The organism is Pseudomonas sp. R45(2017) (genome assembly GCF_002112305.1).
GTDB classification, from domain to species: Bacteria; Pseudomonadota; Gammaproteobacteria; order Pseudomonadales; family Pseudomonadaceae; genus Aquipseudomonas; species Aquipseudomonas paraglycinae.
Window position 1 is genome coordinate 456,230 of the sequence record NZ_NEHH01000005.1, and the last position, 20,227, is coordinate 476,456.

Here is a 20,227-nt window from a genome sequence, read left to right on the forward strand (position 1 = left end):
CCCTGCCGCCAACCGGAACGATCCCACGTGAGCTTCAGACATCCCCTACTCGCTCTGCTGGTACTCTCCACGTTCCTTGGCGGTTGTGCGTCTATCGACGTACCGCGCGAACCGAGCCAGGCGTTGCCGGCGGCCGACTCCGCGTTCGGCCGTTCGATCCAGGCCCAGGCGGCGCCCTACAAGGGCCAGTCCGGCTTTCGCCTGCTGTCCAACAGCACCGAAGCCTTTACCGCTCGCGCCGAGCTGATCCGCAACGCACAACGCAGCCTCGACTTGCAGTACTACATCGTCCATGACGGCATCAGTACGCGAATGCTGGTGGAGGAAGTGTTGAAGGCCGCCGATCGTGGCTTGCGGGTGCGGATCCTGCTGGACGACACCACCAGCGACGGCCTCGACCTGATCATCGCCACCCTGGCGGCACATCCGCAGATCCAGATTCGCCTGTTCAATCCGCTGCACCTGGGGCGCAGCACCGGCGTGACCCGGGCGGCCGGGCGGCTGTTCAACCTGTCGCTGCAACACCGGCGGATGCACAACAAGTTGTGGCTGGCGGACAATAGCGCGGCCATCGTTGGCGGGCGCAATCTGGGTGACGAATACTTCGATGCCGAGCCCAACCTGAATTTCACCGATATCGACATGCTGAGTGTCGGGCCGGTCGCCGAACAGCTCGGGCACAGTTTCGACCAGTACTGGAACAGTGCCCTGAGCAAGCCGATCGACGAATTCCTCTCCAGCAAACCCTCGGCCAAAGACCTGCAGAACACCCGCACACGCCTGGAAGAATCCCTCGAAGAAACCCGCAAACAGAATCACGCGCTGTATCAGCAGTTGATGACCTACCGCACCGACCCGCGCATGGATATCTGGCGCAAAGAGCTGATCTGGGCCTGGAACCAGGCGCTGTGGGATGCGCCGAGCAAGGTACTGGCCAAGGGCGAACCCGAACCGCAATTGCTGCTGACGACCCAACTGGCACCGGAGCTCACGGGTGTCAGCAAAGAACTGGTGATGATTTCTGCCTACTTCGTGCCGGGGCAACCGGGGTTGGTCTACCTGACCGGCCGCGCTGATGCCGGCGTGTCGGTGAGCCTGCTGACCAACTCGCTGGAAGCCACCGATGTGCCAGCGGTGCACGGCGGTTATGCGCCGTATCGCAAGGCGCTGCTGGAACATGGCGTGAAACTGTTTGAGCTGCGGCGCCAGCCTGGGGATAACTATGGCAGCGGCCCGCACCTGTTTTACAGCAAGTCCTATCGTGGCTCGGACTCGAGCCTGCATAGCAAGGCGATGATCTTCGACGGCAAAAAATCGTTCATCGGCTCGTTCAATTTCGACCCGCGCTCGGTGCTGTGGAACACCGAAGTCGGGGTGTTGGTGGACAGTCCCGAACTGGCAGCCCACGTACGCGAACTGGCCTTGCAAGGCATGGCGCCAGCGCTCAGCTACGAAGCGAAACTGCAGGACGGAAAAGTGGTGTGGGTCACCGAGGACAACGGCCAGATGCACACGCTGACCAAGGAGCCGGGGAGTTGGTGGCGGCGCTTCAATGCGTGGTTCAGCACCACCGTGGGACTGGAGCGGATGCTGTAACAGCCCGCTCCAACCGGCTTATCAAGCGGGCGCCGACACCTTGCCGAACGCCCCTTGCCGTGACAGAAGAATCACCAGTCCGAATGCCCCGGCCGCCATCAGCCACGGCAGCGCATGCCCGCTGATCCACTGACTGCCCGCCCCCGCCATCAACGGCCCGATCAAACAACCGACACCCCACAGCTGCGCGACATGCGCATTCGCCCGCACCAGCGCATCGTCGCGGTAGCGCTCGCCAATCAAAATCAGCGACAGAGTGAACAGGCCACCGGCACTGGCGCCGAACAGCACCCACAGCGGCCAGATCAGCAAAGTGTCGAGCAGCATCGGGATCGCCAGACTCGACAGCATCAACACCACAGCGCAGCCGGTAAACAGGGTCCGCCGTGACAGATAATCGGCCAGCGCACCGATGGGCAATTGCAGCAGCGCATCACCCACCACCACGGTGCTGACCATCGCCAGCGCGATTTCGGCGGTGAAGCCCTGTTGCAGGCAATACACCGGCAATAGGGTCAGGATCATCGCCTCGAACGCGGCGAACAACGACACCGCCCAGGCGATTGCCGGCAGCTCGCGAGCGAACCCCCACAGATCGCCGAAGGTCACGCTGCTGGCCTCGCTGCTTGGCGCGCCGCTGCGACCCAGCAGCAGAAACGGCGAAGCGATCAGCAGACCGACACCCACCCAGAAACCGTAATCGTGATCGGTGCCCAGTGCGCCCAACAGCAACGGACCAGACAGTTGGCTCAACGCATAACTGCTGCCATACAGCGCCACCAATCGACCGCGCCAGTGCTCGACCACCAGTTGATTGATCCAGCTCTCGCCGAGGATGAACACAATGGTCAGGATCACCCCGATCATCAGCCGCAGCACCAGCCAGATCGGGTAGCTCGGCAGCAGCGCCAGCAGACCGATGGACAGTGCCCCGGCCCACAGGCACAGGCGCATCAGGTTCGCAGTGCCGAAACGTGCCGCCAGATGACTGGAAATCTTCGCCCCCAGCAACACGCCAATGGCCGGCATTGCCGCCATCACGCCGATGGCGAACGAGCCGTAGCCCCAGCCCTCCAGGCGCAACGACACCAACGGCATGCTGACACCGAGGGCCAGGCCAACACTCAAGACAGACGCCAACACGGCGAAATACGTCGCCCAACGCATGGTCCACGCTCCTGTGGATAATTTTTATTCACACAAAACCAATGTGGGAGCGAGCCTGCTCGCGATAGCGGTGTCACATTCAACATTGATGTCGACTGTCACACCGCTATCGCGAGCAGGCTCGCTCCCACAGGGATCTCTGTTCGATTCGAGAGCCTGATTCACTCAGGCTCCCGTCAACGATTTACAGCTTGATCCAGGTCGCCTTCAGCTCGGTGTATTTGTCGAAGGCGTGCAGCGACTTGTCGCGACCGTTGCCCGACTGCTTGAAGCCGCCGAACGGTGCGGTCATGTCGCCGCCGTCGTACTGGTTGACCCACACACTGCCGGCACGCAGGGCCTTGGCGGTGAGGTGCGCCTTGGAAATGTCCTGAGTCCAGACCGCTGCCGCCAGGCCGTAAGGCGTGTCGTTGGCGATGTTGATCGCTTCCTCAGCGGTATCGAACGCAATGACCGACAGCACCGGGCCGAAGATCTCTTCCTGGGCAATCTTCATCGCGTTGCTCACGCCGTCGAAAATCGTCGGCTCGACGTAGGTGCCGCCGGTTTCCTGAAGAATGCGCTTGCCGCCGGCCACCAGTTTGGCGCCGTCGGAGTGGCCCGACTCGATGTAGGACAGCACGGTGTTCATCTGCTGGGTATCGACCAGCGCGCCAACGTTGGTGGCCGGATCCAGCGGGTTGCCGGGTTTCCAGGTTTTCAGCGCCTCGATCACCATCGGCAGGAACTTGTCCTTGATCGAACGCTCGACCAGCAGACGGGAACCTGCGGTGCAGACTTCGCCCTGGTTGAAGGCGATGGCGCTGGCGGCGGATTCGGCGGCGGCCTGCAGATCCGGAGCATCGGCAAACACGATGTTCGGGCTCTTGCCGCCGGCTTCCAGCCAGACGCGCTTCATGTTCGATTCGCCGGAATAGATCATCAGTTGCTTGGCGATCTTGGTCGAACCGGTGAACACCAGAGTGTCGACATCATTGTGCAGAGCGAGCGCCTTGCCGACAGTGTGGCCGTAACCTGGCAGTACGTTCAGCACGCCTTTCGGAATGCCGGCTTCAACGGCCAGTTCGGCAATGCGGATGGCGGTCAGCGGGGATTTTTCCGACGGCTTGAGGATCACCGAGTTGCCGGTCGACAGGGCCGGGCCGAGTTTCCAGCAGGCCATCATCAGCGGGAAGTTCCACGGCACGATAGCGCCAACTACGCCCACTGGCTCACGGGTCACCAGACCCAGTTGATCGTGCGGCGTAGCGGCGACTTCGTCGTAGATCTTGTCGATCGCCTCACCGCTCCAGCTCAGGGCTTGCGCAGCGCCCGGCACGTCGATGTACAGCGAATCGCTGATCGGCTTGCCCATGTCGAGGGTTTCGAGCAGGGCCAGTTCTTCGGCGTGCTGCTTGAGCAGGCCGGCGAAACGGATCATGGTGGCTTTGCGTTTGGTCGGCGCCAGGCGCGACCAGACGCCGGAATTGAACGTGGCGCGGGCGTTTTCCACGGCGCGCTGGGCGTCGGCGGCGTCACAGCTGGCAATCTTGCCCAGCAGACGGCCATCGACCGGACTGATGCACTCGAAGGTCTCGCCGGAGACGGCATCGGTGTACTCGCCATTAAGGTAGGCGCGGCCTTCGATCTTCAGGTCGCGGGCGCGTTGTTCCCAGTCGGCACGAGTCAGGGTGGTCATTCGAGTGTCCTCCTCTTGTTCAATACGAGCGCCGCGATCGTCGCGGTCGTCCTCAGGAATACTGCCCGGCCAGCCTGCTTTTCGGCCCAAGGCATCCGCCACCCTAAACCAGCGACCGGGGTTGTTTCAATATATTTGACATAAGCTCGCCATACGGCCTTGCGGCGTTCAATTTAATCAACATAGACTTTGACCCTTTCACGCCATCGCGCCGTCATCACGGGAGAAAACAACAATGAACATCCAGAACGTCGTCGACATCAGCCTCACCACAACCGAAGCCGAACGCTATCGCCCGGACCCGGCCAAAGTGCTCAAGGGTGATCCCGAGCAAGCGGTGTTCAATCAGTACGACAGCCCTTGCGGGCAAATGGGTGTCGGCGTGTGGGAAGGTGCGGTAGGTCAGTGGACGGTGAATTACACCGAGCACGAATACTGCGAAATCCTGCAGGGCGTATCGGTGCTGCGTGACAGTGAAGGCAATGCCAAGACCCTGCGTGTCGGCGACCGCTTTGTGATTCCGGCCGGCTTTCGTGGCACCTGGGAAGTGCTGGAGGCTTGCCGCAAGATCTACGTGATCTTCGAAGAAAAATAACTATGTAACGCACGACCGAATGCTGACGGGTTGAAAATCGGGTCGTCCATAAGGACATTCCCGTCACGTATAAGGAAATGCGGCATGACCAAAATAGAAGCTTTCAACAAGATTCACCACTTGATCGGCACCCCGTATGTAGAGACCGTAAAGGCCTATATCAACGAACTGACCGGTTTCACCGCCAACGGGCCAATTCAAGGGCCAGATAACCTCCGGGCCAGGTATAGGACCGTAGACATCTTCATCTGCAACGAGGGCAAGATCCTGTCGTTTCAGATCCACGAATAATTGGCGCCACTGAAAGGCTTACCTTTCGAAGGCCTGCATCGCGAGATGCAGGCCTTTTTTGTCGCGATCCCACCGGCCACCACAATTGCCGGACAACAAAAAAGGCCCGTATCGTGAGATACGGGCCTTTTTCGTAAGTCGGGAAAAATCAATTACTTGATTTTGCCTTCCTTGTAGATCACGTGCTTGCGAACAACCGGATCATATTTCTTGATCTCGATTTTGTCCGGGGTAGTACGCTTGTTCTTGTCGGTAGTGTAGAAGTGACCAGTACCGGCGCTCGAGATCAAACGAATCAATTCACGCATGATTAGCTCCCTTAAACCTTGCCGTCGCGACGCAGCTCGGCCAGCACAACGCTGATGCCACGCTTGTCGATGATACGCATGCCTTTGGCGGAAACGCGCAGGCGTACGAAACGTTTCTCTTCTTCAACCCAGAAGCGGTGATGCTGCAGGTTCGGCAGGAAACGACGACGGGTTTTGTTGTTTGCGTGGGAAATGTTGTTCCCAGTCACCGGACCCTTACCGGTAACTTGACATACTCTAGACATGCCTCAGCCCTCTAAAACCACATGCCCAACCCGGCATGGGTTGGCCGCTTAATCTCTAGTCATTGTGGCGCCAGGCGCCGCGATTCTTTAGAGGTCTTACCGGCTACACCTACAAGCGAAGGAACCGGGCCCCTAGAAAAGAGCGCTGCTTTATACCAGAAAGACCACGGAGCAACAACTTTCCGTGTGGAAAGAATGGCTAAAAAGCCGCTTTTTCCGGCTGAAAGCGCTTTGGGCAAAGGCTGCCGGCAATTTTTACCATTCGTCGAAGAAAACCGATCATACCCGCGATCGGGACTTTTCCCATCGCCTCTTCCGACAAATCCTCAGCCGCGCAGCCCCGAAAATGCAAAAAGGGGATAGTCATTTGCAATCGCGACCACTAGGGTAGACCTTTTCCAGACTGCACTTGCAGATGGGCCTTCGATCTGTAAAGGAAGCCGACCATGCGCCTCGCTGCCCTCCCCCTGCTCTTCGCCCCGCTGTTACTGAGTCCACTGGCCCAGGCCGCCGCCCTGAGCGTCTGCACCGAGGCCAGCCCCGAGGGCTTCGACGTGGTGCAGTACAACTCGCTGACCACCACCAACGCTTCGGCCGACGTGCTGATGAACCGCCTGGTGGACTTCGACACCGCCAGCGGTAAAGTCGTCCCAAGCCTGGCCGACAGCTGGGAAGTCAGCACTGACGGCCTTACCTACGTGTTCAAGCTGCACCCGCAGGTGAAGTTCCACAGCACCGACTACTTCAAGCCGACCCGCGAACTGACTGCCGAAGACGTCAAATTCAGCTTCGACCGCATGCTCGACCCGGCCAACCCGTGGCACAAAGTCGCCCAGAGCGGCTTCCCACACGCCCAGTCGATGCAGCTGCCGAGCCTGATCAAGAAGATCGACGCGCTGGATCCGCTGACCGTTCGTTTCACCCTCGACCACCCGGACTCGACGTTCCTCGCGACCCTGAGCATGGGTTTCGCCTCCATTTATTCTGCTGAATACGCCGACAAGCTGCTGAAGGCCGATGCCACCGACAAGCTCAACAGCCAGCCGGTCGGCACCGGTCCGTTCGTGTTCACCCGGTTCCAGAAAGACGCCTCGATCCGCTACAAGGCCAACCCGGACTACTTCCGTGGCAAGCCTGCGGTGGACCCACTGATTTTCGCCATCACTCCGGACGCCAACGTGCGCCTGCAAAAGCTGCGGCGCAACGAGTGCCAGATTGCCCTGTCGCCAAAACCGCTGGACGTACAGGCCGCGAAGCAGGAGCCGACGCTGAAAGTCGAAAAAACTGACGCGTTCATGACCGCATTCGTTGGCATCAACAGCCAGCATCCGCCGCTGGACAAACCGGAAGTGCGCCAGGCGATCAACCTCGCCTTCGACAAAGCCAACTACCTGAAGGCTGTTTTCGAAGACACTGCCGAAGCCGCCAACGGCCCGTACCCGCCGAACACCTGGAGCTACGCGAAGAATCTGCCGGGTTACCCGCACGACGTGGCAAAAGCCAAGGCGTTGCTGGCCAAGGCCGGACTGAAAGACGGTTTTCAGACCACTATCTGGACGCGCCCGTCCGGCAGCCTGCTCAACCCGAACCCGAGCCTCGGCGCACAACTGCTGCAATCGGACCTGGCGGAGATCGGCATTCAGGCGGAAATCCGCGTGATCGAATGGGGCGAGCTGATTCGCCGCGCCAAGGCTGGCGAGCATGACCTGCTGTTCATGGGCTGGGCCGGCGACAACGGCGACCCGGACAACTTCCTCACGCCGCAGTTTTCCTGCGCGGCGGTCAAGTCCGGCACCAACTTCGCCCGCTACTGCAATGCCGATCTGGACAAACTGATCAGCGCCGGCAAGACCACCAGCGAGCAAGGCGTACGCACCAAGCTCTACGAACAGGCACAGGCGCAGATCCAGCAGCAGGCGTTGTGGCTGCCGCTGGCGCATCCTACGGCGTATGCGCTGACGCGTAAGGACGTTCAGGGTTACTCGGTCTCCCCGTTCGGTCGGCAAGACTATTCCAAAGTCACCCTCAAATAACCCGCCACAACACAAAACCTGTTGGAGCTGGCTTGCCAGCGATAGCGGACTGACAGCCAACATTGTGCTGAATGTGCCGCCGTCATCGCTGGCAAGCCAGCTCCCACAGGGTTTTGCATTCTCCCCTCGGATCTACATCCAGCCACACTCCGCCATCGACAACGGTTCACCATCGCCAACGATGAAGTGATCGAGCACCCGCACGTCGATCAACTCCAAAGCCTTCTGCAAACGCTTGGTCAATAATCGATCAGCCTGACTGGGATCGGAGTTTCCCGACGGATGGTTATGGCACAGGATCACCGCTGCCGCGTTGTTGGCCAGGGAACGCTTCACGACTTCCCGGGGATGCACGGCCGTGTTGTCGATCGAGCCGCGAAACAGCGTCTCGAAGGTCAGCACCTGATGTTTGGAGTCGAGAAACAGGCAACCGAACACCTCGTGCGGCTCGTGGCGCAGCATGGCTTTGAGGTAATCACGTACCACCTGTGGATTCTCCAGCGCCGTTTTCTGGCGCATGCGCTCGGCCAGATGTCGCCGCCCCATCTCCAACACAGCTTGCAGTTGGGCAAACTTCGCCGGCCCCAGGCCCAATTGCTCGCTGAACGCCCCGAGATCAGCCTCCAGCAATGCACGCAGACTGCCGAACTGACTCAACAAGTGTCGCGCCAGATCCACCGCGCTTTTACCGGATACGCCAGTCCGTAGAAAAATCGCCAGCAATTCGGCATCGGAAAGACTTCCCGAGCCCTGTTCCAACAGCTTCTCCCGCGGCCTTTCCGCCGCCGGCCAATCGCGAATACTCATACACCTTCCTTGTCTGTGGGCGCCGCTGTTCCGTAGCGGTCGCTGTGATATCGTAGCCCATCTTTTTTGCGGGCGAATTCACTCTGGGGAGGGGGTTTCGCCACGTATGTCACCAACGAAATGTAAAGGCAGACCTATGCAGCGGCTGTATCGGAAACGCATCGTTCTGGGCGTCGGCGGCGGCATTGCTGCCTACAAGAGCGCCGACCTTGTGCGCCGCCTGATCGACCAGGGCGCCGAAGTGCGCGTGGTCATGACCCGCGGCGGCAGCGAATTCATCACCCCGCTGACCATGCAGGCCCTGTCCGGCCACCCGGTTCACCTGGACTTGCTCGACCCGGCTGCTGAAGCCGCAATGGGCCACATCGAACTGGCCAAATGGGCCGATCTGGTGCTGATCGCCCCGGCGACCGCCGACTTGTTGGCCCGTCTGGCCCAAGGCATTGCCAACGACCTGCTGACCACGCTGGTGCTGGCCACCGACGCCATCGTCGCGGTCGCCCCGGCCATGAACCAGGCCATGTGGCGCGACCCGGCGACCCAGGCCAACCTGCAACTCCTTGAAAGCCGTGGCCTGAAGACCTTCGGCCCGGCCTCCGGCAGCCAGGCCTGCGGCGACGTCGGCATGGGCCGCATGATGGAAGCCACCGATCTGGCCCAGCTCGCGGCGGACTGTTTCCAGCGTCAGGCGCTGACCGGCAAGCACGTGGTCATCACCGCCGGCCCGACCCAGGAAAACATCGACCCGGTGCGCTACATCACCAACCACAGCTCCGGCAAAATGGGTTTCGCCCTGGCGGAAGCGGCGGTGGAAGCCGGCGCCCGCGTCACGCTGATCAGCGGCCCGGTGCATTTGCCGACGCCGGATCGCGTCACCCGCATCGACGTGGTCAGCGCCCGCGACATGCTCGCCGCGTGTGAAGCCGCGATCCCTTGCGACATCTTCATCGCCTCGGCGGCGGTCGCGGACTACCGTCCGGAAGTCGTCGCCCCGCAAAAATTGAAGAAAGACCCTACGAGCGGCGACGGCTTCGTCCTGCAAATGGTGCGTAACCCGGACATCCTGGCCACCATCGCGACCCGTCCCGACCGTCCGTTCAGTGTCGGCTTCGCCGCCGAGACCGAACACCTGCTCGACTACGCTGCACGCAAGCTGAAGGACAAGAATCTCGATCTGATCGTCGCCAACGACGTCGCCAACCCGAGCATCGGTTTCAACAGCGAAGAAAACGCCTGCAGCGTCATCGACCGTGCGCTGCACGCCACGGTTTTCGCCCAGACCAGCAAGAGCAAGATCGCTCGCCAACTGGTCACTTTTATCGCCGAACGTCTGAACCAGGTTTAATTTACATGCACGCTTTGCAAGCCAAGATCCTCGACCCACGCATCGGTACCGAATTCCCGCTGCCGCAATACGCCACACCGGGCTCCGCCGGCCTCGACCTGCGGGCCATGCTGCAAGAGGACATCGTGATCAAACCGGGTGAAACCGTGCTGATTCCGACCGGTCTGTCGGTCTACATCGGCGATCCGAACCTCGCCGCGTTGATCCTGCCGCGCTCGGGCATGGGCCATAAGCACGGCATCGTGCTGGGCAATCTGGTCGGCCTGATCGACTCCGACTACCAGGGCCCGCTGATGGTCTCCTGCTGGAACCGTGGCCAGACCGAATTCACCATGCCGGTCGGCGAGCGCCTGGCGCAGCTGGTGCTGGTGCCGGTGGTTCAGGCGCACTTCGAAATGGTTGAAGAGTTCGTCGAAACCGAACGCGGCGCTGGCGGTTTCGGCCATTCCGGCACCAAGTGATTGGCTTTATAGCGAGGGAGCCTGCTCCTTCGCCATAAAAATACGCAGATTCATCTGCAAGCTTTACCGCTGAAAATCAAGGCATTGACAGGCCAAAGCCACGCCGTACAAGGCGTCATGGCCCTTTCACACCACGAACTCTCTGTGAAAACCGCCGTCATACCCTTCAGTTTGAGCTTGCCGTCGAATGAATCGTCGGTGTGTCTAGCCACTTTCGAGATGGAGCATTTTCGCAGATGAGCACCCCCGCCCAAGTCGCCCCGAAGCTTCCCGACAGCATCTTCCGCGCCTACGACATTCGCGGCACCGTGCCGGAATTCCTAAATGCCGAAACCGCCTACTGGATCGGCCGCGCCATCGGCTCCCAGAGCCTGGCCCAGGGCGAGCCGAACGTGTCCGTCGGTCGTGACGGCCGCCTGTCCGGCCCGGAACTGGTTGCCGAACTGATCCGCGGTATCGCCGAAAGCGGCTGCCACGTCAGCGACGTCGGCCTGGTGCCGACCCCGGCGCTCTACTACGCCGCCAATGTGCTGGCCGGCAAATCCGGCGTGATGCTCACCGGCAGCCACAACCCGTCGAACTACAACGGCTTCAAGATCGTGATCGCCGGCGACACCCTCGCCAACGAACAGATCCAGGCCCTGCACGAGCGCCTCAAAACCGGCAACCTGAGCAGCGGCACGGGCAGCGTGACCCAGGTCGAGATCCTCGACCGCTACAACACCGAAATCGTCCAGGACATCAAACTGGCCCGGCGCCTGAAAGTCGTGGTGGATTGCGGCAACGGCGCGGCCGGCGTGATCGCCCCGCAATTGATCGAAGCGCTGAACTGCGAAGTCATCCCGCTGTTCTGCGAAGTCGACGGCAACTTCCCGAACCATCACCCGGATCCGGGCAAGCCTGAGAACCTCGTCGACCTGATCGCCAAGGTCAAGGAAACCCAAGCTGACATCGGCCTGGCCTTTGACGGTGACGGCGACCGCGTCGGTGTGGTGACCAACACCGGCACCATCGTCTTTCCGGACCGTCTGCTGATGCTGTTCGCCCGTGACGTGGTGGCGCGCAACCCGGACGCGGAGATCATCTTCGACGTCAAATGCACCCGTCGCCTGATCCCGCTGATCAAGGAATATGGCGGTCGGCCGCTAATGTGGAAGACCGGTCACTCGTTGATCAAAAAGAAAATGAAACAGTCCGGCGCACTGCTGGCCGGCGAAATGAGCGGGCACATTTTCTTCAAGGAACGCTGGTTCGGTTTCGACGACGGCATTTACAGCGCCGCACGGCTGCTGGAAATCCTCAGCAAGGAAAAATCTTCGGCCGAGGAGCTGTTCGCGACCTTCCCGAACGATATTTCCACGCCGGAAATCAATATCCATGTGACCGAGGAGAGCAAATTCAGCATCATTGATGCACTGCACGATGCGCAGTGGGGCCCAGGCGCCGACCTGACCACCATTGACGGCGTGCGGGTCGACTACGCCAAAGGCTGGGGCCTGGTGCGCGCGTCCAACACCACACCGGTGCTGGTGCTGCGCTTCGAGGCCGATGACGAGGCGGAACTGCAGCGCATCAAGGCTGTGTTCCATGCCCAACTGAAACGCGTTGCACCTGATCTCCAACTACCGTTCTGATTGCTGATTCACCCGGAGCCCTGAATGACCCTCGAACGCGATGCCGCCGCCAACACTGCCAAGGTCCTGTCCGAAGCGCTGCCTTACATCCGCCGATACGTCGGCAAGACCCTGGTGATCAAATACGGCGGCAACGCGATGGAAAGCGAGGAGCTGAAAACCGGCTTCGCCCGCGACATCGTGCTGATGAAGGCCGTGGGCATCAACCCGGTGGTCGTGCACGGCGGTGGCCCGCAGATCGGTGATCTGCTCAAACGCCTGTCGATCGAAAGCCATTTCGTCGACGGCATGCGCGTCACCGATGCCGCGACCATGGACGTGGTGGAAATGGTCCTCGGCGGTCAGGTCAACAAAAGCATCGTCAACCTGATCAACCGTCACGGCGGCAGCGCCATCGGCCTGACCGGTAAAGACGCCGGGCTGATTCGCGCGAAGAAGCTCACCGTCACCCGCCAGACCCCGGAGATGACCCAGCCGGAAATCATCGACATCGGCCATGTGGGCGAAGTGGTCGGGATCAACACCGAACTGCTGAACCTGCTGGTCAAAGGCAACTTCATCCCGGTGATCGCACCGATCGGCGTGGGTGAAAACGGCGAGTCGTACAACATCAACGCGGACCTGGTGGCCGGCAAGGTTGCTGAAGCGCTGAAAGCCGAAAAGCTGATGCTGCTGACCAACATCGCCGGCCTGATGGACAAGTCGGGCACCGTACTGACCGGCCTGAGCACCCAGCAAGTCGACGACCTGATCGCCGACGGCACCATCTACGGCGGCATGCTGCCGAAGATCCGCTGCGCGCTGGAAGCGGTACAGGGTGGCGTTGGCAGTTCGCTGATCATCGACGGTCGCGTGCCGAACGCGATCCTGCTGGAAATCTTCACCGACACCGGTGTGGGTACGCTGATCAGCAATCGCAAGCGTCCATAAGCGCTCGCGCAAACAAAAAGACCCCGCTCAGCCTGGCTGAGCGGGGTCTTTTTTTGCCTGAAGCTGCGATCAGACGCCGAACTGGGCGCGGTATGCTTCAACGGCTGGCAGGTGCTGCTTGAGCTGCGGATCGTCAGCCAGGAATTCCAGCACCTGGTTCAGCGACACGATGCTGATGACCGGGATACCGAAATCACGCTCGACTTCCTGAATCGCCGACAGCTCGCCGTTGCCGCGCTCCTGACGGTTGAGGGCGATCAGCACACCGGCGGCCTTGGCGCCGTCCTGGGAAGCGATGATCTGCATCACTTCACGGATCGCGGTGCCGGCAGTGATCACGTCGTCAATGATCAGCACTTCACCGGTCAGCGGTGCGCCGACCAGGCTGCCGCCTTCGCCGTGGGCCTTGGCTTCCTTGCGGTTGAAGCACCATGGCAGATCACGGTTGTGGTGTTCGGCCAGCGCCACGGCAGTGGTTGCCGCCAGCGGGATGCCTTTGTAGGCCGGGCCGAACAGCACGTCGAACGGAATGCCGCTCTCGGCGATGGCTGCGGCGTAGAAACGCCCCAGCTGCGCCAGCGCGGAACCCGAGTTGAACAGGCCGGCATTGAAGAAGTAAGGACTGGTGCGCCCGGACTTCAGGGTGAACTCACCGAAGCGCAAAACGCCGCGATCGATGGCAAAACGAATGAAATCGCGCTGATACGCTTGCATGAAAAAAACCCCAAATACCACGGATTTAGCTAATTAGCTTGACGCCGTGTATCATACACGCACGCGATTTTTGGGGCCATTTATGCGGATCATCAGTGTGAACGTCAATGGTATTCAGGCTGCAGTCGAGCGCGGTTTGCTCAGTTGGCTGCAGGCACAGAATGCCGACGTCATCTGCCTGCAGGACACCCGTGCCTCCGCCTTTGAACTGGACGACCCAGCCTTCCAACTGGATGGCTACTTCCTTTATGCCTGCGATGCTGAAGTCCCTGCCCAAGGCGGCGTGGCTTTGTATTCGCGGTTGCAACCGAAGGCTGTCATCAGCGGTCTCGGTTTCGAGACGGCCGACCGCTACGGGCGCTACCTGCAAGCAGATTTCGACAAAGTCAGTATTGCCACCTTGCTGCTTCCTTCGGGGATGAACGGCGATGAGGACTTGAACCAGAAGTTCAAGCTCATGGACGACTTCGGCAAGTACCTGGACAAACAGCGGCGCAAACGTCGCGAGTACATTTATTGTGGCTCGCTGTACGTCGCGCAGCAGAAGCTCGACATCAAGAACTGGCGCGACAGTCAGCAATCCCCGGGTTTCCTGGCGCCGGAACGCGCCTGGATGGACGAGATTGTCGGCAACATGGGCTACGTAGACGCCCTGCGCGAAGTCAGCCGCGAAGGCGACCAGTACAGCTGGTGGCCGGACAACGAACAGGCCGAGATGCTGAATCTGGGCTGGCGCTTCGACTACCAGATCCTGACTCCAGGGCTGCGGCGCTTCGTGCGCAGCGCACGCCTGCCACGTCAGCCACGGTTCTCGCAGCATGCGCCGCTGATCGTCGACTACGACTGGACGCTGACCATCTAAGCGGCCTTTCGCAGACACAAAAAAACCGACATCACTGTCGGTTTTTTTGTGGGCGATCGTTCGTTATTTGATCAACCGCCAAGTGAACGGATAGCGGTACGGGAAGCCTTCGTTGGCTTTCACCCCGCCGATAATCGTCAACACCAGCGCCGCAATGGCCAGCAGGCCGAACAGCACGAACCCGATAAGCAACAGCATCAGCACGAAACAGATCATCGAAGCGATTGCCACGGTGATCTGAAAATTCAGCGCTTCTTTACCCTGTGCATCGATGAACGGATCGGTCTCGCGCTTCATCTGCCACAGGACCAGCGGCCCGATCAGCGTGCCGAACGGAATCCAGATCCCCAGCAAGGCGGACAAGTGACAAAACATGGCCCATTGGCGAACCTCCTGGCTCGGTTTGGGCAGCAACTCTTGCTCATCACTCATTGCGTCCTCCTTGCGGGTTACGAACCTGCTCAGTCGGCCAGTGCAGCCTTTTGCAGTTCGAAGATTTCGTTCATGCCTTTCTTCGCCAGTTCCAGCATCGCGTTCAGCTCTTCAGGCTGGAACGGGGCGCCTTCGGCAGTGCCCTGCACTTCGATGAAACCACCGGTGCTGGTCATCACCACGTTGAGGTCGGTCTCGGCGGCGGAATCTTCAAGATAGTCCAGATCCAGCACCGGCTCGCCCTGGTACATGCCCACGGAAACGGCGCCAATCATTTGCTTGAGCGGGTCGCCGCCTTTCAGGCCGCCGCGCTTCTTGATCACTTTCAGTGCATCGACCAGCGCAACCATGGCGCCGGTGATCGACGCGGTGCGGGTACCGCCATCGGCCTGGATCACGTCGCAGTCGACGTACAGGGTGACGTCGCCCAGCTTGGACATGTCCAGCGCAGCGCGCAGGGAACGGCCGATCAGGCGCTGGATTTCCAGGGTACGACCACCCTGCTTGCCACGGCTGGCTTCACGCTGGTTACGCTCGCCAGTGGCGCGCGGCAGCATGCCGTATTCGGCGGTCAGCCAACCCTGGCCCTGGCCTTTAAGGAAACGCGGCACGCCGTTTTCGACGCTGACGGTGCAGATGACTTTGGTATCACCGAATTCGACCAGTACGGATCCCTCGGCGTGTTTGGTGTAGTTGCGGGTAATGCGGATCGAGCGGAGCTGATCGGCAGCGCGACCACTTGGACGTTTCATAGGAGATACCTGTACTGGGGACGGAAAACTGCGGAGCATTATAGAGCCGCGCACCGCGCCTGGGCACTCGTTAAAAAATCCGGCCGACGACCGAAGGCCCTGAAACGCGCTTCGCCGACGGCCTGCAGCCCTTTGTCACACCGTGTGTTTGGGCGCATCTGCCGCACTGCGCTACAATCCTGCGCCTTTGCTGCCAGTCGGCTTAAATTCATTGATATCGAGCTGCGGAGCTTCCATTCGCGCCGATCTGTATCGCGAGGTCACCCCATGGTGCACAGCATGACCGCCTTCGCCCGCGTCGAAAAAGCCGGCGTTCAGGGCACCCTGAGCTGGGAACTGCGCTCGGTCAACAGCCGCTACCTGGAACCCCACCTGCGCCTGCCGGAGTCGTTTCGCGACCTCGAAGGCGCCGTCCGCGAAGCCCTGCGCCAGGGCCTGTCGCGCGGCAAACTGGAATGCACCCTGCGTTTCACCGAGGAAAGCACCGGCAAGCCGCTGCAAGTGGATCGCGAGCGCGCCGCGCAACTGGTCGCCGCGGCCGAAACCGTTGCCGGCCTGATCAAGAACCCGGCCGCGCTGAACCCGCTGGAAGTGCTGGCCTGGCCGGGCGTACTGGTCGCCGACGCCACCGACCCGCAGGCGTTGAACGCCGAGGCGCTGGCTCTGTTCAATCAAGGCCTGAAAGACCTCAAGGCCGGCCGCGAACGCGAAGGCGCGGAGCTGGCCCGCCTGATCAACGACCGCCTGACCTCCATCGAGGAAGACGTGGTGACCCTGCGCGAACTGGTTCCGCAGATGCTCGCTACCCAGCGCCAGAAAGTCCTCGACCGTTTCGCCGACATGAAGGCCGAGATGGACCCGCAGCGTCTGGAACAGGAAATGGTCATGCTCGCACAAAAGAGCGACGTGGCCGAAGAACTGGATCGCCTGAGCACCCACATCATCGAAGTTCGCCGGGTGCTCAAGTCCGGCGGTGCCGCCGGCCGGCGCCTGGACTTCCTGATGCAGGAGCTCAACCGCGAAGCCAACACACTGGGCTCCAAGGCCTTCGACCCGCGCAGCACCCAGGCGGCGGTCAACCTCAAGGTGTTGATCGAGCAGATGCGCGAACAAGTGCAGAATATTGAGTAAGGCTACCCCCGACATGACCCACAGCACCGGCACCCTGTACATCATTTCCGCCCCTTCGGGCGCGGGCAAGAGCAGCCTGGTCAAGGCCCTGACCGACGCCAACCCGGAAATCCGCGTCTCGATTTCCCACACCACCCGCGCCATGCGCCCGGGCGAAGTGGACGGCGTGAACTATCACTTCGTAACCCGCGAAGAGTTCGTGAAGATGGGCGAGCACGGCGACTTCCTGGAACGCGCCGAAGTCTTCGGCAACTTCTACGGCACCTCGCAAAGCCGCCTGCAGCAGACCCTGGACGAAGGTCACGACCTGATTCTCGAGATCGACTGGCAAGGCGCCGAGCAAGTGCGCAAGCTGATGCCGCAGGCCCGTTCGATCTTCATTCTGCCGCCTTCGCTGCAGGCCCTGCACCAGCGCCTGACCAACCGTGGCCAGGACAGCGACGAGATCATCGACGGCCGGATGCGTGAAGCGGTCAGCGAGATGAGCCACTACGTCGAGTACGACTACCTGATCATCAACGATGATTTCGCCCACGCGCTGGACGATCTGAAAGCGATTTTCCGCGCCAATCAGCTGCAACAGAAACGCCAACAAGTGCGTTTCGGCAAATTGCTGGCGGAATTGCTGGGCTGAAACAGCACTTCCCAAAACCGCTGCAAGGGCTTTACATTGGCACTTGCAGCGCGTTGAAGAGTCTGGTCAAAAAATCAGCGCTTCCCTAATCGCTGGTGATTTTTTAAACTGTTGAGTCCGCTCGCCCAACCGGGCAGCGCGCATATTGCATTCGCTCCGAGGAATACCATGGCCCGCGTAACCGTTGAAGACTGCCTAGAACACGTGGAAAACCGCTTTGAGCTGGTCATGCTCTCTACCAAGCGTGCCCGTCAACTGGCCACCGGCGGCAAAGAGCCCCTGGTTCAGTGGGAAAACGACAAACCGACCGTAGTTGCGCTGCGTGAAATCGCTGAAGGCCTGATGAGCTACGAGTTCATCGCCGAGCAGGAAATCGTCCACGAAGACCCTGTCTTCGCTGCGTTCGAGGACGAGTCCAACGAGGCCGTCTAAGCCTATGCCTGGTCGACGTAGCACGGCGCGGGATCACAGCCTACGGCAGGAGACATCATGCCGAGCATAGACGCCCTCGCCGATCGCTTATCGACCTACCTCGGCAATGACCAGGTCAACCTGGTCCGCCGAGCGTATTTCTACGCCGAACAAGCCCACGACGGCCAACGCCGCCGCAGCGGCGAGGCGTACGTCACGCATCCTCTTGCCGTGGCCAATATTCTTGCCGACATGCACATGGACCATCAGAGCCTGATGGCCGCGATGCTGCATGACGTGATCGAAGACACCGGTATCGCCAAGGAAGCGCTGCAAGCGCAGTTCGGTGAAACCGTGGCCGAACTGGTCGACGGGGTCAGCAAACTGACCCAGATGAACTTCGAGACCAAGGCCGAAGCCCAGGCTGAAAACTTCCAGAAAATGGCCATGGCCATGGCGCGCGACATTCGCGTGATCCTGGTCAAGCTTGCCGACCGCCTGCACAACATGCGCACGCTGGAAGTGCTGTCCGGCGAAAAACGCCGGCGTATCGCCAAGGAAACCCTCGAGATCTACGCCCCCATCGCCAACCGGCTGGGCATGCACGCGATCCGCATCGAGTTCGAAGACCTCGGCTTCAAGGCGATGCACCCGATGCGTTCCGCGCGGATCTACCAGGCGGTCAAGCGCGCCCGGGGTAACCGCAAGGAAATCGTCAACAAGATCGAAGAATCCCTCGGCCACTGCCTCGCCATCGACGGCATCCAGGGTGAAGTCAGCGGTCGCCAGAAACACCTCTACGGCATCTACAAGAAAATGCGCGGCAAGCGTCGGGCCTTCAACGAGATCATGGACGTCTACGCGTTCCGGATCATCGTCGACAAGGTCGATACCTGCTACCGCGTGCTGGGTGCCGTACATAATTTGTACAAACCGTTGCCGGGCCGCTTCAAGGATTACATCGCGATCCCCAAGGCCAACGGCTATCAGTCGCTGCACACCACGCTGTTCGGCATGCACGGCGTACCGATCGAGATCCAGATCCGCACCCGTGAAATGGAAGAGATGGCCAACAACGGCATCGCCGCCCATTGGCTGTACAAATCCAGCGGCGACGAACAGCCGAAAGGCACTCATGCCCGCGCCCGTCAGTGGGTCAAAGGCGTGCTGGAAATGCAGCAACGTGCCGGCAACTCGCTGGAATTCATCGAGAGCGTGAAGATCGACCTGTTCCCGGACGAGGTTTACGTGTTCACGCCCAAAGGCCGGATCATGGAGCTGCCCAAAGGCTCCACGGCGGTCGACTTTGCCTACGCGGTACACACCGACGTCGGCAACAGCTGCATCGCCTGCCGGATCAACCGTCGTCTCGCGCCGCTGTCCGAACCGCTGCAAAGCGGCTCCACGGTCGAGATCGTCAGCGCCCCCGGCGCGCGGCCGAACCCGGCGTGGCTCAACTTCGTGGTCACCGGCAAGGCGCGCACACACATCCGCCATGCGCTGAAACTGCAGCGCCGCTCCGAATCCATCAGCCTCGGCGAACGCCTGCTGAACAAGGTGCTCAACGGCTTCGACAGCGCGCTGGAACAGATTCCGGCCGAACGCGTGAAGGCGATGCTCACCGAGTACCGCCTCGAACTGATCGAAGACTTGCTGGAAGACATCGGCCTCGGCAACCGCATGGCCTACGTCGTGGCGCGCCGCCTGCTCGGCGAAGGCGAGCAACTGCCAAGCCCGGAAGGCCCGCTGGCGATTCGCGGCACCGAAGGTTTGGTCCTCAGTTATGCCAAATGCTGCACGCCGATCCCGGGCGACCCGATTGTCGGTCACCTGTCGGCGGGCAAAGGCATGGTCGTGCACCTGGACAACTGCCGCAACATCAGCGAAATCCGCCACAACCCGGAAAAATGCATCCAGCTCTCGTGGGCCAAGGATGTCACCGGCGAATTCAACGTCGAACTGCGCGTCGAGCTGGAACACCAGCGCGGCCTGATCGCCCTGCTGGCCAGCAGCGTCAACGCAGCCGACGGCAATATCGAGAAAATCAGCATGGACGAACGCGATGGCCGCATCAGCGTTGTCCAGTTGGTGGTCAGCGTCCACGACCGTGTGCACCTGGCCCGCGTGATCAAGAAACTGCGCGCCCTGACCGGGGTGATCCGCATCACCCGCATGCGTGCATAACTCAAACATTACAAGGA

At 60.8% G+C, this 20,227-nt stretch carries 20 protein-coding genes and 1 pseudogene; 13 read left to right on the forward strand and 8 right to left on the reverse strand.

What is annotated here, in order from left to right:
• Positions 1 to 27: 27 nt before the first annotated feature.
• Entirely contained in the window at positions 28 to 1,596 is a 1,569-nt protein-coding gene (locus tag CAF74_RS14680) for a phospholipase D family protein (RefSeq protein ID WP_085746798.1), read from the forward strand.
• A 21-nt stretch (positions 1,597 to 1,617) separates the two neighbouring features.
• Here CAF74_RS14680 and CAF74_RS14685 read toward each other — a convergent pair whose 3' ends face one another.
• A complete protein-coding gene (locus tag CAF74_RS14685; RefSeq protein ID WP_085746799.1) occupies positions 1,618 to 2,763 on the reverse strand; it encodes an MFS transporter in 1,146 nt (381 codons plus the stop codon).
• A 184-nt stretch (positions 2,764 to 2,947) separates the two neighbouring features.
• Complete coding sequence (locus CAF74_RS14690; RefSeq protein WP_064379859.1) at positions 2,948 to 4,441, reverse strand: aldehyde dehydrogenase; 1,494 nt, start codon at positions 4,439 to 4,441, stop codon at positions 2,948 to 2,950.
• Positions 4,442 to 4,676: 235 nt separating this feature from the next.
• On the opposite strand from CAF74_RS14690, the gene CAF74_RS14695 reads away from it, so the two are divergent.
• Both CAF74_RS14695 and CAF74_RS14700 read left to right on the forward strand, forming a co-directional pair.
• On the forward strand, positions 4,677 to 5,036 hold the full coding sequence (locus CAF74_RS14695) for a cupin domain-containing protein (RefSeq protein WP_085746800.1): 360 nt from the start codon (positions 4,677 to 4,679) through the stop codon (positions 5,034 to 5,036).
• A gap of 84 nt (positions 5,037 to 5,120) precedes the next feature.
• Complete coding sequence (locus CAF74_RS14700) at positions 5,121 to 5,327, forward strand: hypothetical protein (protein WP_085746801.1); 207 nt, start codon at positions 5,121 to 5,123, stop codon at positions 5,325 to 5,327.
• A 152-nt stretch (positions 5,328 to 5,479) separates the two neighbouring features.
• Here the strand turns inward: CAF74_RS14700 and rpmG are convergent, their stop codons facing one another.
• Both rpmG and rpmB read right to left on the reverse strand, forming a co-directional pair.
• Complete coding sequence (gene rpmG / locus CAF74_RS14705; protein WP_003177274.1) at positions 5,480 to 5,635, reverse strand: 50S ribosomal protein L33; 156 nt, start codon at positions 5,633 to 5,635, stop codon at positions 5,480 to 5,482.
• An 11-nt stretch (positions 5,636 to 5,646) separates the two neighbouring features.
• Entirely contained in the window at positions 5,647 to 5,880 is a 234-nt protein-coding gene (gene rpmB, locus CAF74_RS14710) for a 50S ribosomal protein L28 (RefSeq protein ID WP_003177273.1), read from the reverse strand.
• A 446-nt stretch (positions 5,881 to 6,326) separates the two neighbouring features.
• Here rpmB and CAF74_RS14715 point away from each other — a divergent pair, with 446 nt between their 5' ends.
• Positions 6,327 to 7,913, forward strand: a complete 1,587-nt coding sequence (locus CAF74_RS14715) for an ABC transporter substrate-binding protein (protein WP_085746802.1) — start codon at positions 6,327 to 6,329, stop codon at positions 7,911 to 7,913.
• 132 nt (positions 7,914 to 8,045) lie between these two features.
• Here the strand turns inward: CAF74_RS14715 and radC are convergent, their stop codons facing one another.
• Entirely contained in the window at positions 8,046 to 8,720 is a 675-nt protein-coding gene (gene radC / locus CAF74_RS14720) for a DNA repair protein RadC (protein WP_085746803.1), read from the reverse strand.
• Positions 8,721 to 8,856: 136 nt separating this feature from the next.
• Between radC and coaBC the strand changes: the two genes are divergently transcribed.
• The 4 genes and pseudogenes from coaBC (at position 8,857) to argB (ending at position 13,090) form a co-directional block, all read left to right on the forward strand.
• The gene (gene coaBC, locus CAF74_RS14725) at positions 8,857 to 10,065 is read left to right on the forward strand and encodes a bifunctional phosphopantothenoylcysteine decarboxylase/phosphopantothenate--cysteine ligase CoaBC (protein ID WP_085606127.1); all 1,209 of its coding nucleotides are present in this window, start codon (positions 8,857 to 8,859) and stop codon (positions 10,063 to 10,065) included.
• A gap of 5 nt (positions 10,066 to 10,070) precedes the next feature.
• Complete coding sequence (gene dut / locus CAF74_RS14730; RefSeq protein WP_007954445.1) at positions 10,071 to 10,526, forward strand: dUTP diphosphatase; 456 nt, start codon at positions 10,071 to 10,073, stop codon at positions 10,524 to 10,526.
• A 257-nt stretch (positions 10,527 to 10,783) separates the two neighbouring features.
• Positions 10,784 to 12,160: pseudogene (locus CAF74_RS14735) on the forward strand (phosphomannomutase/phosphoglucomutase); the annotation flags it as partial.
• 24 nt (positions 12,161 to 12,184) lie between these two features.
• Entirely contained in the window at positions 12,185 to 13,090 is a 906-nt protein-coding gene (gene argB, locus CAF74_RS14740) for an acetylglutamate kinase (RefSeq protein WP_007954443.1), read from the forward strand.
• Positions 13,091 to 13,159: 69 nt separating this feature from the next.
• On the opposite strand, the gene pyrE is transcribed toward argB, so the two are convergent.
• Positions 13,160 to 13,804: an orotate phosphoribosyltransferase gene (gene pyrE, locus CAF74_RS14745; RefSeq protein ID WP_007954442.1), complete on the reverse strand. Its 645-nt coding sequence runs from the start codon at positions 13,802 to 13,804 to the stop codon at positions 13,160 to 13,162.
• A gap of 82 nt (positions 13,805 to 13,886) precedes the next feature.
• Between pyrE and CAF74_RS14750 the strand changes: the two genes are divergently transcribed.
• Complete coding sequence (locus tag CAF74_RS14750; RefSeq protein WP_007920349.1) at positions 13,887 to 14,666, forward strand: exodeoxyribonuclease III; 780 nt, start codon at positions 13,887 to 13,889, stop codon at positions 14,664 to 14,666.
• A 63-nt stretch (positions 14,667 to 14,729) separates the two neighbouring features.
• Here CAF74_RS14750 and CAF74_RS14755 read toward each other — a convergent pair whose 3' ends face one another.
• Both CAF74_RS14755 and rph read right to left on the reverse strand, forming a co-directional pair.
• Positions 14,730 to 15,098 (reverse strand): DUF4870 domain-containing protein, encoded by a 369-nt coding sequence (locus tag CAF74_RS14755; protein ID WP_007954441.1) that lies wholly within the window; start codon positions 15,096 to 15,098, stop codon positions 14,730 to 14,732.
• Between the two features lie 29 nt (positions 15,099 to 15,127).
• Complete coding sequence (gene rph / locus CAF74_RS14760; protein ID WP_003229494.1) at positions 15,128 to 15,850, reverse strand: ribonuclease PH; 723 nt, start codon at positions 15,848 to 15,850, stop codon at positions 15,128 to 15,130.
• A 267-nt stretch (positions 15,851 to 16,117) separates the two neighbouring features.
• On the opposite strand from rph, the gene CAF74_RS14765 reads away from it, so the two are divergent.
• The 4 genes from CAF74_RS14765 (at position 16,118) to spoT (ending at position 20,210) form a co-directional block, all read left to right on the forward strand.
• Positions 16,118 to 16,981, forward strand: coding sequence for a YicC/YloC family endoribonuclease (locus CAF74_RS14765; RefSeq protein ID WP_007954440.1), 864 nt, complete (start codon positions 16,118 to 16,120; stop codon positions 16,979 to 16,981).
• Positions 16,982 to 16,994: 13 nt separating this feature from the next.
• Positions 16,995 to 17,615 carry a guanylate kinase gene (gene gmk / locus CAF74_RS14770; RefSeq protein ID WP_003229498.1) on the forward strand — a complete coding sequence of 207 codons (621 nt, stop codon included), beginning with the start codon at positions 16,995 to 16,997 and terminating at the stop codon, positions 17,613 to 17,615.
• Positions 17,616 to 17,783: 168 nt separating this feature from the next.
• Complete coding sequence (gene rpoZ, locus CAF74_RS14775; RefSeq protein ID WP_003229503.1) at positions 17,784 to 18,047, forward strand: DNA-directed RNA polymerase subunit omega; 264 nt, start codon at positions 17,784 to 17,786, stop codon at positions 18,045 to 18,047.
• 57 nt (positions 18,048 to 18,104) lie between these two features.
• Positions 18,105 to 20,210 (forward strand): bifunctional GTP diphosphokinase/guanosine-3',5'-bis pyrophosphate 3'-pyrophosphohydrolase, encoded by a 2,106-nt coding sequence (spoT, locus tag CAF74_RS14780; protein WP_007954439.1) that lies wholly within the window; start codon positions 18,105 to 18,107, stop codon positions 20,208 to 20,210.
• Positions 20,211 to 20,227 lie beyond the last annotated feature (17 nt).

Coding starts and splice junctions, on each gene's coding strand:
- CAF74_RS14685 (WP_085746799.1), bottom strand. CDS start 2,763: ATGCGTTGGGCGACGTATTTCGCCGTGTTGGCGTCTGTCTTGAGTGTT.
- CAF74_RS14690 (WP_064379859.1), bottom strand. CDS start 4,441: ATGACCACCCTGACTCGTGCCGACTGGGAACAACGCGCCCGCGACCTG.
- CAF74_RS14695 (WP_085746800.1), top strand. CDS start 4,677: ATGAACATCCAGAACGTCGTCGACATCAGCCTCACCACAACCGAAGCC.
- CAF74_RS14700 (WP_085746801.1), top strand. CDS start 5,121: ATGACCAAAATAGAAGCTTTCAACAAGATTCACCACTTGATCGGCACC.
- rpmG (WP_003177274.1), bottom strand. CDS start 5,635: ATGCGTGAATTGATTCGTTTGATCTCGAGCGCCGGTACTGGTCACTTC.
- rpmB (WP_003177273.1), bottom strand. CDS start 5,880: ATGTCTAGAGTATGTCAAGTTACCGGTAAGGGTCCGGTGACTGGGAAC.
- CAF74_RS14715 (WP_085746802.1), top strand. CDS start 6,327: ATGCGCCTCGCTGCCCTCCCCCTGCTCTTCGCCCCGCTGTTACTGAGT.
- radC (WP_085746803.1), bottom strand. CDS start 8,720: ATGAGTATTCGCGATTGGCCGGCGGCGGAAAGGCCGCGGGAGAAGCTG.
- coaBC (WP_085606127.1), top strand. CDS start 8,857: ATGCAGCGGCTGTATCGGAAACGCATCGTTCTGGGCGTCGGCGGCGGC.
- dut (WP_007954445.1), top strand. CDS start 10,071: ATGCACGCTTTGCAAGCCAAGATCCTCGACCCACGCATCGGTACCGAA.
- argB (WP_007954443.1), top strand. CDS start 12,185: ATGACCCTCGAACGCGATGCCGCCGCCAACACTGCCAAGGTCCTGTCC.
- pyrE (WP_007954442.1), bottom strand. CDS start 13,804: ATGCAAGCGTATCAGCGCGATTTCATTCGTTTTGCCATCGATCGCGGC.
- CAF74_RS14750 (WP_007920349.1), top strand. CDS start 13,887: ATGCGGATCATCAGTGTGAACGTCAATGGTATTCAGGCTGCAGTCGAG.
- CAF74_RS14755 (WP_007954441.1), bottom strand. CDS start 15,098: ATGAGTGATGAGCAAGAGTTGCTGCCCAAACCGAGCCAGGAGGTTCGC.
- rph (WP_003229494.1), bottom strand. CDS start 15,850: ATGAAACGTCCAAGTGGTCGCGCTGCCGATCAGCTCCGCTCGATCCGC.
- CAF74_RS14765 (WP_007954440.1), top strand. CDS start 16,118: ATGGTGCACAGCATGACCGCCTTCGCCCGCGTCGAAAAAGCCGGCGTT.
- gmk (WP_003229498.1), top strand. CDS start 16,995: ATGACCCACAGCACCGGCACCCTGTACATCATTTCCGCCCCTTCGGGC.
- rpoZ (WP_003229503.1), top strand. CDS start 17,784: ATGGCCCGCGTAACCGTTGAAGACTGCCTAGAACACGTGGAAAACCGC.
- spoT (WP_007954439.1), top strand. CDS start 18,105: ATGCCGAGCATAGACGCCCTCGCCGATCGCTTATCGACCTACCTCGGC.